Below are 16,682 nucleotides of genomic sequence, written 5' to 3' on the forward strand. Positions count from 1 at the left end.
TTCTCATACAAGTCTACCAAAGGTTAGCTGTCACGTCTTTCAATATTTGGTTACATTTTCGTAAACAAAACCGTTACACTACCCCATCTACCGATTTCAATGTAAACACTGACATATCAACGTTGTCCCGCTTTCCAGATCGCGTTTACCCTTCTTTTATATAAACGTGGTACAGTTCATATGGTTACATATTAATGCAACTAAATAGTTCACTCTTACGATCTATTCTCCTTGCAAACACAAAAAAGAGGACCCACCAAGGGTCCTCTCTGTAACCAATGCATCACATCACTGTGCGCCTGTTTCCGAATTTAAATCTTTATTTTTGTCCTTTTTCGGTACACCGTCAAGACCAAATTCCTCATCATAGGCATCGAAGATCGCACGTGCAACCGGAGCCGCACTGTTCGAACCAAAGCCCCCTTCGGGGATAACCACAGCGACAGCAAGCTTGGGATTATTACGTGGTGCATACGCGATAAACACCCCGTTATCCACCAGTTTACCACCTACTACCTGTGTCGATGTTCCTGTTTTTCTGGCAAAATCGTAAGGGAATCCGCTAAATGCAGATACTTCGGTTGCCATGCCTCGTTGTACTTCATTCCAGTAGGCATCGTTAAACTCCACCGTGCTGAGTACCTTCGGTTTTACCTTCTCGACCACATTGCCTTCTGAATCCCGGAACTCTCTGACCAGTTGTGGCTCCATCCGCTTTCCTTTGTTCGCCAGCATTGTAGTGTACTGTGCTAACTGCATGGTTGTGTATTTCCCCTGCTGTCCAAAGGAACCATACACGAGACGAGTCAGCGAGCTTTCCGTTTCGTTCATGTAATCCCGTATGCCCAAGAACTCATTCGGCAGATCCACCCCTGTAGATATCCCAAGGCCGAACTGCTTCATGTATGCATCCCATTTGTCAATTCCGGTCGCACCGTATTTCGAGTACATCTTCTTCCCAATCTCATCAATCATGAATACGTTCGAGGAATGACGAATCGCATCACGAGGATACATTGCACCGTACACATGCCCTGATGAGTTCTGCACTCTGCGGTTGTCACCACCAAAGGTCGTTGAACCTCTATCCGAATAAACCGTATTGGTAGTGAAGAAACCTTCTTTCAAACCGATCAAGACACTAAGCGGTTTGATGGTCGAGCCAAGTAGCACGATTGATTCAGCTCGCTTTTTAGAGTCATCCGGAGGGAATGAACGAATGGTACCATTTTGATACACATATTTGATATCATCATACTGATCATTGGTGATACTGCCTGTTCTCCAGATGTTGGTATCATAGTCCGGCATACTGGCAGCAGATACGATTTTCCCCGTATCCACTTCCATCGCAACTGCAAATCCGGTCTTGGCATTTGGATGCAATCGACCGGAAACCGGATTCCGATGAAGCCAACTCAACTGATCCAGAATGGCCTGTTCTGTTTTTACCTGAACGTTCTTGTTAATGCTGGAAATCAGGTCGTAACCTTTCTGCGGCGGGGTAGAACCTGCTACACCTTCAGGCAAATTACGCAAATCAACATCAACGGATGTATATCCGCTTTTGCCGCGGAGAGCATCCTGATATTGCAGTTCCAGTCCATCAAAGCCTACAAATTCATTTTCCGTATACACCAGGCCCGGATCCGTTTGCGTTTTATTGGCCTCGTCCACCTCTTTGTATTTGTTCAAGGACTTCGAACTTCTGAACTTCTTCAGATAACCGATGGTCTGAACCGCTACCGTATCCGGATCGTAGAATCGTACACTCTCCTCGACGATCTGAATACCTTTGAACTCGTCCTTGTGCTGCAGGAAATAAGCAACTTCTTCCTCGGACAGATCACTCTTGATCAGACGCGGCATAAAACCGTTCGCTTTGCGGGAGTTCAAGTCCATCTCTTCAATAATTTTCTCCACCGTAAGTGACTCTGAATCCTTCAGCTTGTACTGTTCAAACACATCATGCAACCGGGTTGCAATATCCTGCACTTCCCCTATGTTAGGACTCGGTTTCCCATCAACATCCCCATAGTTTTTATACAGCGTCAGGTATAGCGACTGAATGGGTTTGGAATAAGCCAGCTTCACTTCACCTGTGGAATCATAGATCGTGCCTCGCACAGGAGGAAGCGGTACATCCTTGGTAATGTTACTTGCTTCTTCCTGACTGAGTTCAGGCCCTTCCACGAATTGCAAAAAGGCCAAGCGTACAATAATAACGCTAAAAATAACAAAGGAAGCGAAGAAAAATATGTTCATCCGGTAACTAAAGCGCCGTTTGTCGGTAAGTTCATCCTTCTCATTGGAATGCTTTTTCATCCATCCTACCTCTTTCATGACTTGATGCATACCACTCAAACTGATTCTTCGCGGCATGATAACCTGGCAACGTCGTCATATTCCGGACCCATGTCCGTTGTAATGTTATGCTGATTGATCCTTTAGATGGGTGTCGGCAAAATTCGGAGGATTAAACCAGTCTCCACTGATCGCCCATGTCGGGTCAAGCGGAACCCAGCTCTCGGAATCACTCAAATACACTTCATTCCACGCATGCGGACCGTACCCTCCCTGGCCGTTATAACCAAGTCCTGTAACAACTTTGACTTCAAGCCCTTGTGAACGGGCCATCACGGCATAGAGACGGGCATAATCAATACACACGCCTTTGCGTGTATCAAATGTATTCTGTGGATTCTGTTCATGCCATATGCCCTTTTGTTCATAGTCATCCACTTTACCATAGTCATACTGAATACGTGAACCTACCCAGTCGTATAGTGCTCTTGCTTTGGCTTCATCTGTCGATTGGCCTTTGACAACCTCACGCGCTGCAGATTCAATGTCCGTCGGAATATTGTGGTCGATGACTTCATATTTGCGTTGCAGGATGCCGCCCAGTTCCTTCTGCACAGCCTGCGTAAATACGGGTAGCTTGTCCTTGATAAACGTGCCAGACAACGGTTCAATAACCGATTTGGCCCCTTGCATATAGATCGGAGATGCCTCCACATATCGGCTGAACATGCTCCCGGGATAAAGACTGACAATCATGAACAAAACCGCAATGACAATCATTCCGCGGACGGAGCCTATGATCGTGCCAATTAATGCACCCGTCAACCGACTGAACATACCTTTAGGCGCACTTTCCTCGGCTGACCCCTGCCTGCTACTAAAAATAAATGAAGAGAGAAACCCGAGAATCAATCGGATGAGTCCATAGCTAAGCACAAATAATACAGCGAACCGCATTAGCGGAAAATCTGCAATCGCCGTTACCAACGTATAATACATCTGTTCCCAACGGTTCAACTCACGGTTAGGCATGGCTGAAGCGTACTCAGACAACCACTGCTGTACATATGGCGCAAGCCACAACGTTAAACCGATCGACAACAGAATACCAATAACCGCCATAATGCCATCCATCAGGAACCCAAAGAGTCTGCCTGCTGAACGCGAAGCCCCTCTGGACCACCCCTGCAATAATGAAGCAGCCACAATCAGCAACAGCATAATCGTGATTCCATTCAATTCCTTCAGGCTGTCCAGCCAATTCTGCAGCACGTACCGATTCCCCCTTTACTACGATGCTGGTGCTGTTTTGTTCTCCTGTGCCTGTTCGACAAACGTACGTATGGTTTCATTGTCGAGTTTCCATTCGCCAAGTGAAATTCCGCGGAAGGTCACATTAACTTTATCCGATTGAGCTCTGCCTTTAATCTCCACATTGGGACTTGTGATGGTGAACGCACCATCCTGTCCTTTGACGTATTTCGCTTTGGTAGCTTCCTTAAGCATCATGCTGGTTGCTTCCTTCTTCAATGTGTCCATCGTACTGGATTGTACGTCTGTCACTGTCTGTTTGATCTGATCAATGGAGATGCCGCTGTATATCAGTAGAGCCGCAATAATGATGATGGCAATCGCCCATTTCAATACGGTTTTGACCACATTCAAAACAAAGAACAATATGATCAATGCAACCACGATCACCAGCCAGTTCTGCATCACAAACTCTTTGATTACTTCTATGTTCATGACTACACCTTCCGTATTAGAATTCATTCGTAACACTCCCGAATATTATACATGATTTCCGAAGCTGCTGTCAGCTAAGCCCTCTCCCTTAAAAATAAACGGTCTAAGTTCGTCCCGCCGGGCGTACAAGTAGTACCATGAGGTTCTGCCGGGCGAACGGGAATACGTTCAAGACCTGTAGTTTGAACATGCATCGCTTAACAAGGAGGGGCTTATGTGAAAACGGCCATCTGGCTATACCTGTTTTTGTTCCTTGCCGTATTTGATTTGCACGCCCAGTATCCCATTCTGACCCCTTTTGCTATCTCGCTGGGAGCCGCCCCTACCTTCATTGGCTGGATGATGGGCATCTATTCCTTAACGCATCTTCCTGGCAATTTGATTGCTGGAACACAAATCGATAAACATGGTAGTCGCCGCTACATTGTATTCAGTCTGCTCGGTGCAGGATTTATCCTGCTCCTGCAAGCCTATGTCCAGACACCGTGGCAACTGCTGGCGCTGCGTTCCATCAGCGGCTTTGTACTGGCCTTCCTGTCTCCTGCATGTCTCGCCCTGCTTGCACAGTTATCCAGCGATCCGGTGAAACAGGGGAAATATATGTCGGGTCACGGGGTAGTGCATACCCTCGCGTCTGTGGTATCGCCTGCAGCTGGTGCGATCATTGTGGGTTCCATGGGATTCTCTGCTACATTCTCAGGCTTGGGCTATCTTCTTATTCTCACAGGTGTCATTGCTTTCATGACGATGCCCCGCGGCATCATCAAGCAGCAGGAGAGAATAACTGAACCTGCCAAAGCTGACGTTTCACCAGCAGATGCCACAAGTGCTTTTCTGCCAGTGTCCTGGCGATACTTTGCCTTGCCTCTGGTGATTGCCTGTGCTCAAGGGATACTCTTCTTCGAATTACCCCTGCGGGGAGGAGGACAATCGTCCATCATGTCTACCGGACTGCTGTTCTCTATTATCAGTATTGGGGCACTCTTCACACTCAGCATGTTATTTCTAAACCGGTATTCCCCCAAGTTGCGTCTGGTTGCTGGCGTGCTGTTAATGTCCTTGTGTTTTTTTGTGATGGCAGCCATTCCGCAAGTTCCGTTGACCACCGTATTGTTTATACTGGGGATGTCCAAAGGTATTATCTTTCCAGCTATGGCTACCCTATTTATCCGTCTGAGCGGAGGAAGCAAGTTGGGCCGCATTTTCTCGCTGCAATCCATTGCCACCTCCATCGGCTCTTTCATCGGCCCCATCACAGCCGGACAACTTCGTGTCGGGTTATCACCCTATTTCATCGCCTTTGTTTTATTAATGATTGGTATGCTGTTGCTTCCATACTATACATCCAGACGCGAAGCTTCCCTGTCCGATCCGAAAAGTATATTGAATTAGGCCAGTATTTTCATTAGCTTTGCATCATTCCCCCATTTACAGCTAAACTATATAAAATGGACTAACGTTTTACACGTTGATAAAAGCTAACTGGGAAATCTATCCTTCACATCGCCGAAGGTTTTATCTTATTGAAGATCATTAAGGTTGAACAATTAGCCAAAAGTAGTGAAGGGGACGGAATCGATTCTGAAGAAGCGATAGCGTTCGCCTTTGTCTCCAAATATTAACTTTATAAAAGTAATTCAGAAATATATGGAGACAACAGCGATCGGAAGAACGATCCGTAACCGGAACGGCCACTGCAAGCTATTACTTCCCTAATGATGCACTTATGAAATAAGACCTCAAACTTGATGGGTTGTTCTATCCAGTTAGCAGTCGTGTAAAGAAAAGGAGTCCATTTTATATAATCAGTCGATTTTCGCTGCAACATTTCCCGGGGAATGTCGACATAAGCTCTCGAACAAGAGGTGAATATCATGCCTATTCATGTCATTGTGGAAGGTAAAAATGACCGAAGCAAACTGAAACGTTTGGTTGGACCCGAAATCAACATTCTATGTACGTTTGGAACACTTAATTCCCTCAAGCTGGAGACCCTGCGCAAGCAAGTCGGTTATGATGAAGTCTTTTTATTTATGGATAATGACAGTTCCGGCAAAAAAATTAGAGGTGTGCTTCGGGATGCTTTCCCGGATGCAGTACAGATGTATACACGACGAGGATATGCGGGTGTGGAAGGAACACCTGATGAGTATATCATTGCCCAGCTGGAAAAAGCCGGGTTAGAGACATACATCCAATACCCTGAACATCCTTCCTTTTAAAACGAAATACCAAAAGGCTGCCTTTGGGTTGATATCCAACCTGAAGGCAGCCTTTACCATATAAGTATTAGATGATTATTCCTTGATCAGATTCCGAATATCCTCGGCAATCACAGCAGGCACAACGTCCTCTGTATTAAATGCATTATATACCTTGCGCAGCTGGTTGTTCTCATCCACCAACCCAATCATATTCATATGGGCAAAATCGTCCTTATTCTCCCCTTCAATCAAGATCTGGAATGAATCCTTGGCCAACTGTTTGGTTTTGTCCATATCCCCTCGCAAGAAGTACCATCCGGAATAATCCGCATGGAAGCGATCCGCAAACGTCTTAATCTTCTCTCTGGTGTCGACTTTAGGGTCGAATGAAATGGATACAAACGAGACATCCTTACCGAAGGTATCGTCCTCTTTCAACAGATCCTGCACCTGGGATAATGTAAACGTCGTAATCGGGCAGACATCCGGACAACTGGTGAAATAAAAGTAGAACAAACGGACTTTCCCTTGGGTATCCTCCAGTGATACCGTACTGCCATCTACATTTTCCATGGAAAAGGATTGGATTTCACGAATCTCGGGTAATTTTTCCTTACTGGCAAATACGGTGCCCCACATCAGATACACAGCCATAATCAGTGCGAGCCCGAGCAGCATCCATGTCCATTTGTACTTTTTCAGCATCTTCCTCGTCCCTTCTGTATCTTTTCTTATGAATACGCATACATATGTGAACCCAAAATCACGTTTGTTACACTTCATCCATCTACTGTGACATATGTATTCAAAGAAACCTACTTTTTATGAGATTCTATATTATTGTAACGGTTTAAATGAACAATGCCCATAAATATTTAGGGAACATAACTGACCGCGTATTCTCTGAGGAAATTTCTCTCAGTATCCGATATAAAGTTTATCATAGGAAATGCCGAAATAGTTTGACAAACTGCGTACATTTATTGGGTATGATACAGGTTATTGTCATAACTTTGAAATTAGGGATGTTTTGCATCCTGACAGACGGATATTATACACTATATATGGGTATCACCTAGATAGAGAAGTAATATGCCTTAGAACGATACACCACACAAAGGAGACGTTTATGGATACCTCTACACATTTTGTCATGGGGATTGGTTTAGCCGGTCTGGCTTATGTCGATCCTGTCGTCGCGGCTAGTCCCATGCTTGCAGCTGCGGTAATGGTTGGCACGATCGCCGGTTCCCAGGCCCCTGACATCGATACTGCGTTACGTCTCAAAAGCAATTCGCTTTACATTCGGAATCATCGGGGCTTGTCACACTCTCTGCCATTTCTCCTGTTATGGGTGTTGCTCATCACCGGCGTCATTGCACTGATATTCCCTGGTGTCCCTATTGGACACGTTGCCACCTGGACCGCTGTGGCCGTAGGCGTTCACGTATTCACCGATCTGTTCAACACCTATGGAACCCAAGCAGCCCGGCCTTTTACGGAACGCTGGATCGCCTGGAACATCATTCATATTTTCGATCCGTTTCTATTCACTACACATGTCATAGCTATCCTGTTATGGGCCTTTGATCTAATCGCCCCCGCACCGCTCTTCGTTACGTTGTATAGTTTGACCGGTTTATATTATATATGGCGAACGATTGCTCGTGCACAAGCGGTCAGAAAAGTTAGACGTCTCGACAACAGCCCAGAGCAGGCAAAATACATCGTCATTCCAACGATATCCTGGAACCGCTGGCATGTGGTTAAAAGAGTTAAGGACGGCAGTTATGTGATCGGTAAAATGGATGGTTCTAATCTGGTATGGAGTCTGCACGCCTCGTCTTCTACTCATGCGGCCGTTGCCGCTTCACGCAAATCGCCGGAAGTCAGTGCCTTCCTCTATTTCACCTCCTATGCGGTGGCAGAGGTTGAAGAACTGCCTGCCGGTTACAAGGTCCGCTGGGCAGATGTACGTTATCGACACCGGAAACAATATCCATTTGTCGCTGTAATTGTGATGGATCGGAATTTTGAAACGATTGATACGTATGTAGGCTGGTTAAGCGATGAGAAAATGGATAAAAAACTTTTATCTGCACGCCCTTGACGAAGTGAGCATGGCAAGGCACAATCAGACATAGGAACTGATACGCGAGAAAGCCCGGAGCGTTTCCGCTCCGGGCTTTCTGTTTATCCTGTTTTGTTGCTGTTGGTTAAAATGAATTATTTGCCAGACCCAGCCAGAGACTGCTCAGCGATTTGTACCAGACGTTTGGTGATATATCCACCCAAAGATCCTGTTTCACGGGAAGTGTAGTTACCATAGTAACCGTCTTGTGGGATAGTTACACCCAGTTCCTGTGCAGCCTCCATTTTCAATTGTTGCAATGCTGAATTTGCCTGAGGTACCACCAAGTTGTTAGAACGAGATCCTTGAGCCATATTTATAATCTCCCTTCAATCTGTGTCTGTAATGTAATTGCAAGCTTGCAAGATTATTATGGCTCGCAGGCTTCAGGTTATACGGAGTTTTACTAAATTTGTAGATGGAGGTTTTTCCCAATGAGTAAAGGCTTATCCTTATGGTTCGCATTCTCTTCGATTATCTTGTTAACGGTTTCAGCGATTATGATCTCCTACTCCGGTTGGTTTGCTGCACTGATGTTTGTCCTGTCCATTGCCAACATTGGCTGGGGATTTGTGATTCGAGCCAAAAAAGAACGTCAGGAAGTTCGCTCGGCTGCTTCAGAGCCCACTTCTTGAGCAGTTTGATTGTTCAATAACGAACACACCAATAAAGAGGAGTCCTTCAATAGGGCTCCTCTTTATTCATGTTAACTATTCATTGCGTGAAATGAAGATCTTGTTCAGGACTACTGTTTACGTCTCGGAACAAATCCCATACGTTCTTTTACTGCATCCAACGTTTGAGCAGCAACTTCTTCTGCACGACGGGCTGACGTATCCAGAACATCCGCCAATTCGCCAGACTCACGAATCTCATTATATCTTTGTTGCAGCGGTTCAATCACAGATACGACCACTTCAGCCAGTTCCTTTTTGAACGGACCGTACATCTTGCCTTCATAACGCTCAGCTACTTCCTTAAGCGTCATACCTGCACATTCCGCGTAGATACTCATCAGATTGCTGACTTCCGGTTTGTTTGCCGGATCATATACGACTTCACGTCCCGAATCTGTAGTGGCACGGCTAATTTTTTTGCGAATCACATCCGGCGGATCCAGCAGGGCAATATAGCTGCCAGCGTTAGGGTTGCTTTTGCTCATCTTCGAAGAAGCATCGTCAAGTGACATTACCCGCGCACCTACCTGTGGGATATACGGATCTGGAATGGTGAAATACTCCCCATAACGGTGGTTAAAACGTCCTGCCAGATCACGTGTCAGTTCCAGATGCTGCTTCTGATCCTCACCTACTGGGACAAGGTCAGCATTGTATAACAAAATATCAGCCGCCATTAATGATGGATACACGAACAGTCCGGCACCAACGGAATCTTTACCGGATGATTTATCCTTAAACTGAGTCATGCGCTCTAGCTCACCCATGGAGGTCAGCGTTGTCATCAACCAGCCCAATTCCGCGTGCTGTGGTACATGGGATTGCAGAAATACGTTAGATTTCGACGGATCAATACCTGCTGCAATAAACAGTGCAGCTACCGCTTCCGACTGTTCACGCAATGCTGCTGGCTCCTGAGCCACGGTGATGGCATGAAGATCAACTACCATGAAATGACATTGATAGTCATGCTGGAGTTTTACAAAATTTTTGATTGCACCAATATAGTTGCCCAAAGTGAGCTTACCGCTTGGTTGGATACCTGAAAGTACTGTTTTCATTGCACATAACGCCTCCCTGATTGTATATAAAAAGCTCCTGCCATTCTCTGCGAACGCAAAAAGGCCCCACATCCGCAAGGGACGTGAGACCGTGGTGCCACCCTTATTCGCTTTTCTTCGATTGCTCCTGACCCTGAATCAAGTCAAGCCGAAGAAATGCCTTCATTGTTCCGTAACGTGGATTATACGGCAGACTCTAGTGGGGCAAGCCCATCTCTGGCTTAACCTGTTCAAACCTACACTCAAGGGTCCATTCAGTAAAGAGCTCACACCGGTTCGCATCAAACACCGGCTTTCTGAAGAGGATTCTCTCGGCCTACTTATCCCTGTCATCGATTTCATGTCATTCAATTCTAATAAATGCTTTCAGAGTTCCATCTTAATGCGCACAGGCGCGAATGTCAAAATGAGTTGAACTTTTTTACCCGAGACATCAAAATCTGTTATGATGGAATTGCTTATCCTGTTGCCGGCTTCATACGAAATAGCGCAGGAAATAGCTGGCATGTACACAACGACACGCCTGCAGCAGTAGCTTTATCACGACTGCTTGCAGACAGATTTCAAGTGGGAAAAGGAGCATCGATATGAAACAAGTGACCAAAGGCCAATGGAATGGTTACGACACGTATATCCTACATAGCCGTGAATTGGAAATCACCCTGCTGCCGCGTCTTGGAAATAATATTATTTCTATTCGCGATTTAGTGCAGGACAGAGATGTCGTCCGTCGTCCGGATGAAGACGATCTTGCCTTTTATCTGCAGAAGCCGTACCATTTTGGCGTTCCTCTCCTGATTCCACCAGGGCGCATTCATCGTGGACAATTCAATTATGAAGGTGTTCATTACCAGTTCGATCAGAACACGGCGAATGACAACCATATTCACGGTCTCCACCGTACCCAATCCTGGTGTGTCAGTGACATTGAGGAAGATGAAGACGGCTGTGCAATCACGACCGAATTACTGACCGAAAATGAAGAGCATTGGATGGCTCAATTCCCGATTCCCCTGAAACTTGAGATGACGTTCAGTCTGCAAAATGCTGTATTTAGCCAGCGTCTGCGAGTCACCAATCTGAGCTCAACGCCTGCTCCTTTTGGGATGGGATATCATACATGGTTTTTGTTAGACGGCAAACCTGCGGACTGGACACTGCAACTGCCTGTTTCCGGAATATACGGACAGAATGAAGAACAATTACCGACAGGTGAACTGGAATCCCTGGGTGAATGGTCTGCTCTTAACGAAGGCATCAATTTGCAGGGGCGTAACTGGGATACCCTGTTGAAAGCTACCGAAGGTGAACCGGCTACGGCTTACTTACGCAGGCAAGATGGATATACATTGAAATATTCAGCAGATGAAGCATTTTTCAAACATTGGGTTCTCTTTACCAAAGGTGAATCCGATCAGTTCTTGTGCATTGAACCGTACACTTGGCTCCCGGATGCACCTAATTTGGCTTTATCGGATGAACAAACCGGATTGATTCGCCTGGAACCGGAACAGCCTGTTGAGTTATTTACACGTATTGAGGTTATACCTCCTACAGACTAAACGAGCTGATCATCCTCTATTTTGCTTTTACGCACATCACCATATATTTTGATATCCAAATACAACTTGCCGACCCGCATTGGGTCGGCTTTTTTATATGACCTGTGCACTGATAGTTATCCATATTTTCCCTTACGCCATATCATGTATATTTCCTTATTCTCTAACCATACTAACATCACCAAGCCATAAGGAGGTGACACATATGTACGGAAGTCAAAACCAAGGTAGCGGTAGCCGCTCCAACAACCTGGTCGTTCCCCAAGCAACTGCAGCATTGCAACAATTGAAAATTGAAGCTGCTCAAGAGCTGGGTGTAACTATTCCACAAGATGGTTACTACGGTAACTATACTTCCCGTGAGACAGGTTCTCTGGGTGGATACATCACTAAACGTCTGGTACAAATCGCTGAGCAGCAATTATCGGGTCGTTCGTAAACTCGTAATTATTGCTTGAGCCTAAGCAGAATCCAAAAGTAAAAGCGGCCTTCTTCGGAAGTGCCGCTTTCTCTTGTGCAACGAATTATGAGGTCGACTCCATATCCGAATCCTTGTATGTATTGGTTCTAGGGTAACGAATCATCAAGCTTGCCATATTGTAATTGGACTCCATCGTTGCATCTACCAAAATCATACCTTGTCTTACTGTGAAGTCGTACGATATTTCGCCATGTGTCCAATTGCGTTTGAATTTCAAAGTCTCCAGTGCCATCGCCCGGAAAGAAGTTCTTTGGGTTTCGTTCAATCCCCCTTCCTCCACATCCATCTGCCCATCCCGTCCGGTTATCGGATTATGTCGAATACCGAACTTCCCAATTACGTTGTTTCGTATTTGCACAAAAACCACCCCTGAATCTAACCCTGATAACTCATTATCCAGTTCTTTGAATACCAGATCCAACTGTCTCGCTAATGAAAGCTCATCAATTTTCATATTAACACTCTCCTTATATGCTTATAGTCCTATACATCAAGGACTTACGACTCATTATATGACATCATATGTGCTCATTCAACAAAGAACGGCAAATTTGGGTATTTCTAACTATAATTTGCACAATTAATTGCCATTTCACTCCCTTAAAATGAGCTTTTTCACTTAATTACGACAAAATCTTCGAGAATCAAAAATGAGGATTCTGTACAAAAAAAGGCTGAAATCCCGTGTCTGTTAACACGGAATTTCAGCCTTTTCATATATATTCAACCTATTATGTTCAACCTATTTTTCGGTTGCTGTCATCTGCAGAAACTGCTCAATATCGGCAATAACCAAGTCCGCAGCATTTTGCCAGAATTCCGGTTGTGTCAGGTCCGTACCCAGATGTTTCTGGGCAAGTTCTTCGACCGTCATACGCCCTGTATCCCGCAGCAAATCATCGTATTTATCTGCAAATGCTGTACCTTCCTGCTGCGCTCTTGCATAGATTCCCGCACTGAACATATACCCGAACGTGTATGGGAAATTATAGAATGGCACACCAGTCAGATAGAAATGCAGTTTGGATGCCCAGAAATGAGGATGATCTGATGCAAGTACACCACAGAACGCTTCCTGCTGTGCCTCCACCATTAATTTGGATAGCTCATCCGCGTTGACCAGGCCTTTTTTGCGTTGTTCATAGAAACGATTCTCAAACAGGAACCGGGCATGGATATTCATAAAGAAAGCCACACTTCGCTGTATCTTGTCTTCCAGCAAAGCCAGCTTCTCTTGCTCATCTGTTGCCGCCTGCACCAGGGCATCTGCCACAATCAATTCAGCAAACGTGGACGCTGTCTCAGCCACATTCATCGCATAACGTTGATTCAACGCAGGTAACTCTTCCATAATGTGTTGATGATATCCATGACCAAGTTCATGCGCAAGAGTCGACACATTAGATGGTGTCCCGGAGAAGGTCATGAAAATTCGGGTTGCTTTGCTAAGTGGCAAAGACGTACAGAATCCGCCTGGACGCTTGCCAGGACGGTCTTCTGCTTCGATCCAGCGTTTCTCAAAAGCCATCTCTGCAAAAGAAGAAAGTTTAGGACTGAACTTGGCAAACTGTTCAACAATATTGATGGCTGCCTCATCGTAAGTGATTTTGCCACTCGATTTACCTACGGGTGCATCTACGTCGCTCCAACTGAGCTTGTCTACCCCCAGCAGTTCTGCCTTGCGCTCCAGATATTGAACAAGCGCAGGTTTGGCACCATTAATCACATCCCACATCGTATCCAATGTCTGACGTGACATCCGGTTGATAGCCAGAGGTTCTTTGAGGGTATCATCCCAGCCACGTTTCTCATATAACTTCAGACGGAATCCCGCGAGGTGATTCAGCGTGTCAGCGCAGAAATCTTCGACATCGGTCCAAGCCTGCTCCCAGTTTGCGAATACCGTCTCGCGTACATTCCGATCACTATCGCTCAGCTTGTTGGCAGCCTGTCCTGCCGAGAGCATCACCGTTTCCCCATCTTGCTCAAATGGAATGTTCACCTTGCTGACAATCGTGTTGTAGAATTTGCCCCAACCATGGTAACCATCTACACCCAGATCCAGAGCAAGGCCTTCCAGTTCAGGCGACAGCTTCTCACGAGCCAGCCTGCGACTCTCGTTCAGTACAAATGCCAGCGGCTGAATATCTTCCCGAGCAATCCAAGCGTCCCACACCGAATCCGATGTCTGACTGAGTGTATTATCGAATTTCGATTTGCTACCGTTCAGCATCGCAGCAATAGAACTGATGGCACCCTGAAGCTGCGTTGCCTTCTTATCCTTCTGGTTTTGCGATGAAAGACAGGATACAAACGCAGAACCTTCCGATATACGAACATAACAGCTTTGCAGCAGTTCCAAAATGGGATCAAATGCAGCCGTCTCTTCTGCTGAAGTCGGTGCAGGTGTTTCGTTTAACAGATGTTGCAGTTTACGTACATCCTGTTCCAGTTCAATCAGATACGCAGCGAATGTCTCGGAGGAAGAACCTCCACTAAAAATGGACTCCAGATCCCATACGGGGTGTAATGGCGTTTTCATTTAATAAGGCACCTCTCTCTATAAATTGGATGGTTAGGATTGAATTAAAAAAACTGGTTTTCTGCGTGCCATATCTCTATACTAGAGAAATAGCTACAGAGGTTGTTCAAAAAGTCCACTTTTGATTACGAATCATGCCTAACGGCATCATTAGCATCGAATATGAAATTCAGCCGAAATAAGCGGATGCTTACGAAGGTTGTTTCCTTTGGAAACAATGTAGTTGCTCACGTAGTTTGCCTACGCTCCGCTACTCCATTTCTAGCTTCATTCCATCTTCTCGGTACTGAAAACCAGACTTTTTGAACATGTATTCAGAGTAACTTTCAGGAGGTAAACGTATGAAACCTTTACAAGTATCGGCTGATACAGCCGTCAAATTAGCAGAATCCCTAGGCGTACCTTTGGAGCACCTGATGCACATGCCCCAACATATCCTGATGCAGAAGATTGCGGAACTCGCCAAACAAGAAGCCTCCAAACCTTCCGCACCAGAAGGCGAACAAGAATGATTCCGTTTGAGAACAGCTGGCCTTACGATATTGTGATGGGAGACATCTATGTACAGCAATGTCCCTACTGTCATGCAAGCAACGTGCTGCTCCCCCTCAAACCCAAAGAGCTTGTGCTCATTCGCGAAGGCAAAAAGAAATTACTGGTCTTTCCCTGCTGTAATACAAGCATGACCGTGATCGACAACGACAGTGACTATTTGTTATCTAGCCGTCCTGTCCGTAACTAATGTGAGATCAACTTAGAGGGGGCTGCGCTTCGCAGCCTCTTTGTCTGTTTCCAGCATCTCTTCAGGGAGTTCCAACTTACTTGAAATCATCTGTTCACGCAGCACGGCCCACTGTTCCCTTGAAGCACGAATCATGGCCGCATCTGTGATCCGCTTGTCATGAATGACCTTGCTGAACCATTGCACTGCTTCATTAAACCGTCCTACCCTGCGGTTCAATTCCCCGAGCAAATACAACAGTTTGGCTTCATTGCCACCCGTTCCTTCACGTTCGAACACCTTCACATAGGCTTCAAGGCTAAATTCAAGAAAACGATGTTCCTGTGCATGGTCCTCCATATAACGATACAACCAAGCTATATGATGCAATAGACCTGCGACAACACGGTCTTTCTCCTGAATAACTTGTGCGCACAGCAAGGCAAGCTTATACGTAGCCAGCGCCTGGTCCAGTGTCCGCGCTCCGCTATAATCACGTTTAACCCAGCGGTTACCGACCTGTTCCTTAAAAGCCTTGCGCTGAGCATCATTCAAATGCTCCGTTGCGTTCTCCGTGGAGGCAAACCCGCACTGCGGACAGATGCGAACCACATAAAAGTCTGGGTTCTCCAGCTTGTAGTAAGCACAAAAATCCGAATCCGTCCGGTATGGCCTTTTCAAACTCGGTCTTACCCGTGAGGTCTCATACTCGGTTTCGCAATAATGACAGGTCACTTTCACCTTATATAGCGGCTCTAATTCCAATCTCTTCCATCCCTCTCCCGTACGCTTGTAATCATATTCGGATCTACGGTGTATTCACAAAATGATGTGCAGGCCCGGATAAACGCTGCAGGATAAACGAATGCAAGGGCTCCTCCACACCAATCTGTGTTAAGGCTTGATCCATACATGCAAGCCAAGCCTCAGCCCGTTCAACCGTCACTTCAAAATGCATATGACGGGCACGCATCATCGGATGTCCAAACGCCTCGGAAAACAGCCCTGGTCCTCCAAAAAATTGAGACAAAAACATATACTGCTTGTCGATGACCGGCTGAATATCTTCCGGGAAAAGCGGAGCCAGCTGCTCATTCTGTTGAACGATCGGATAGAAAGCCTCGACCAATGCGCGAACACCTTTCTCACCGCCAAGATTGTCATAAATACTCAAACTGGGATTCATTCGTCTGATTCCCCTTTCTGATGTCGAATTTTGCCATATATTACACGTTCCGTGAACATTGTGAAAA

At 45.9% G+C, this 16,682-nt stretch carries 18 protein-coding genes and 1 other annotated feature; of the genes, 8 read left to right on the forward strand and 10 right to left on the reverse strand.

The window, feature by feature from the left end; translation table 11 throughout:
* Positions 1-288 precede the first annotated feature (288 nt).
* The 3 genes from QVE09_RS18005 to QVE09_RS18015 form a co-directional block, all read right to left on the reverse strand.
* A complete protein-coding gene (locus QVE09_RS18005; RefSeq protein ID WP_315937879.1) occupies positions 289-2,325 on the reverse strand; it encodes a peptidoglycan D,D-transpeptidase FtsI family protein in 2,037 nt (678 codons plus the stop codon).
* A 105-nt stretch (positions 2,326-2,430) separates the two neighbouring features.
* Positions 2,431-3,525 carry a transglutaminase domain-containing protein gene (locus tag QVE09_RS18010; RefSeq protein ID WP_397387059.1) on the reverse strand — a complete coding sequence of 365 codons (1,095 nt, stop codon included), beginning with the start codon at positions 3,523-3,525 and terminating at the stop codon, positions 2,431-2,433.
* A 69-nt stretch (positions 3,526-3,594) separates the two neighbouring features.
* On the reverse strand, positions 3,595-4,077 hold the full coding sequence (locus QVE09_RS18015) for an ATPase (protein WP_315937881.1): 483 nt from the start codon (positions 4,075-4,077) through the stop codon (positions 3,595-3,597).
* Positions 4,078-4,266: 189 nt separating this feature from the next.
* Between QVE09_RS18015 and QVE09_RS18020 the strand changes: the two genes are divergently transcribed.
* A complete protein-coding gene (locus QVE09_RS18020) occupies positions 4,267-5,442 on the forward strand; it encodes an MFS transporter (RefSeq protein ID WP_315937882.1) in 1,176 nt (391 codons plus the stop codon).
* A gap of 482 nt (positions 5,443-5,924) precedes the next feature.
* A complete protein-coding gene (locus tag QVE09_RS18025) occupies positions 5,925-6,272 on the forward strand; it encodes a toprim domain-containing protein (protein WP_062837991.1) in 348 nt (115 codons plus the stop codon).
* Between the two features lie 75 nt (positions 6,273-6,347).
* On the opposite strand, the gene QVE09_RS18030 is transcribed toward QVE09_RS18025, so the two are convergent.
* Positions 6,348-6,959 carry an SCO family protein gene (locus tag QVE09_RS18030; protein ID WP_315937883.1) on the reverse strand — a complete coding sequence of 204 codons (612 nt, stop codon included), beginning with the start codon at positions 6,957-6,959 and terminating at the stop codon, positions 6,348-6,350.
* Between the two features lie 424 nt (positions 6,960-7,383).
* On the opposite strand from QVE09_RS18030, the gene QVE09_RS18035 reads away from it, so the two are divergent.
* Positions 7,384-8,364, forward strand: coding sequence for a metal-dependent hydrolase (locus QVE09_RS18035; RefSeq protein ID WP_315937884.1), 981 nt, complete (start codon positions 7,384-7,386; stop codon positions 8,362-8,364).
* Between the two features lie 116 nt (positions 8,365-8,480).
* Here the strand turns inward: QVE09_RS18035 and QVE09_RS18040 are convergent, their stop codons facing one another.
* On the reverse strand, positions 8,481-8,699 hold the full coding sequence (locus QVE09_RS18040) for an alpha/beta-type small acid-soluble spore protein (protein WP_024634589.1): 219 nt from the start codon (positions 8,697-8,699) through the stop codon (positions 8,481-8,483).
* A gap of 120 nt (positions 8,700-8,819) precedes the next feature.
* On the opposite strand from QVE09_RS18040, the gene QVE09_RS18045 reads away from it, so the two are divergent.
* Positions 8,820-9,020, forward strand: a complete 201-nt coding sequence (locus QVE09_RS18045) for a hypothetical protein (protein WP_249912812.1) — start codon at positions 8,820-8,822, stop codon at positions 9,018-9,020.
* A gap of 110 nt (positions 9,021-9,130) precedes the next feature.
* On the opposite strand, the gene trpS is transcribed toward QVE09_RS18045, so the two are convergent.
* Positions 9,131-10,123 (reverse strand): tryptophan--tRNA ligase, encoded by a 993-nt coding sequence (trpS, locus tag QVE09_RS18050; protein WP_036605729.1) that lies wholly within the window; start codon positions 10,121-10,123, stop codon positions 9,131-9,133.
* 74 nt (positions 10,124-10,197) lie between these two features.
* Positions 10,198-10,465: a binding site (T-box leader), on the reverse strand.
* 245 nt (positions 10,466-10,710) lie between these two features.
* Here trpS and QVE09_RS18055 point away from each other — a divergent pair.
* Positions 10,711-11,685 (forward strand): aldose 1-epimerase, encoded by a 975-nt coding sequence (locus tag QVE09_RS18055; RefSeq protein ID WP_315937885.1) that lies wholly within the window; start codon positions 10,711-10,713, stop codon positions 11,683-11,685.
* Between the two features lie 205 nt (positions 11,686-11,890).
* Entirely contained in the window at positions 11,891-12,124 is a 234-nt protein-coding gene (locus tag QVE09_RS18060; protein WP_047841310.1) for an alpha/beta-type small acid-soluble spore protein, read from the forward strand.
* 85 nt (positions 12,125-12,209) lie between these two features.
* Here QVE09_RS18060 and QVE09_RS18065 read toward each other — a convergent pair whose 3' ends face one another.
* Both QVE09_RS18065 and QVE09_RS18070 read right to left on the reverse strand, forming a co-directional pair.
* Positions 12,210-12,620: an O-methyltransferase gene (locus tag QVE09_RS18065; RefSeq protein WP_315937886.1), complete on the reverse strand. Its 411-nt coding sequence runs from the start codon at positions 12,618-12,620 to the stop codon at positions 12,210-12,212.
* A gap of 288 nt (positions 12,621-12,908) precedes the next feature.
* Positions 12,909-14,708: a M3 family oligoendopeptidase gene (locus QVE09_RS18070; protein ID WP_315937887.1), complete on the reverse strand. Its 1,800-nt coding sequence runs from the start codon at positions 14,706-14,708 to the stop codon at positions 12,909-12,911.
* 341 nt (positions 14,709-15,049) lie between these two features.
* Between QVE09_RS18070 and QVE09_RS18075 the strand changes: the two genes are divergently transcribed.
* Positions 15,050-15,220, forward strand: coding sequence for a YycC family protein (locus QVE09_RS18075; protein WP_017692379.1), 171 nt, complete (start codon positions 15,050-15,052; stop codon positions 15,218-15,220).
* Positions 15,217-15,450 carry a hypothetical protein gene (locus tag QVE09_RS18080; protein WP_017692378.1) on the forward strand — a complete coding sequence of 78 codons (234 nt, stop codon included), beginning with the start codon at positions 15,217-15,219 and terminating at the stop codon, positions 15,448-15,450. The genes QVE09_RS18075 and QVE09_RS18080 overlap by 4 nt, the downstream gene beginning before the upstream one ends.
* Before the next feature lie 12 nt (positions 15,451-15,462).
* Here the strand turns inward: QVE09_RS18080 and QVE09_RS18085 are convergent, their stop codons facing one another.
* Both QVE09_RS18085 and QVE09_RS18090 read right to left on the reverse strand, forming a co-directional pair.
* A complete protein-coding gene (locus QVE09_RS18085; protein ID WP_091037923.1) occupies positions 15,463-16,194 on the reverse strand; it encodes a DUF2225 domain-containing protein in 732 nt (243 codons plus the stop codon).
* Positions 16,195-16,237: 43 nt separating this feature from the next.
* Entirely contained in the window at positions 16,238-16,615 is a 378-nt protein-coding gene (locus tag QVE09_RS18090; protein WP_036605723.1) for a globin domain-containing protein, read from the reverse strand.
* Positions 16,616-16,682 lie beyond the last annotated feature (67 nt).

Source organism: Paenibacillus sp. ClWae2A (assembly GCF_032452295.1).
Taxonomy (GTDB): Bacteria; Bacillota; Bacilli; order Paenibacillales; family Paenibacillaceae; genus Paenibacillus.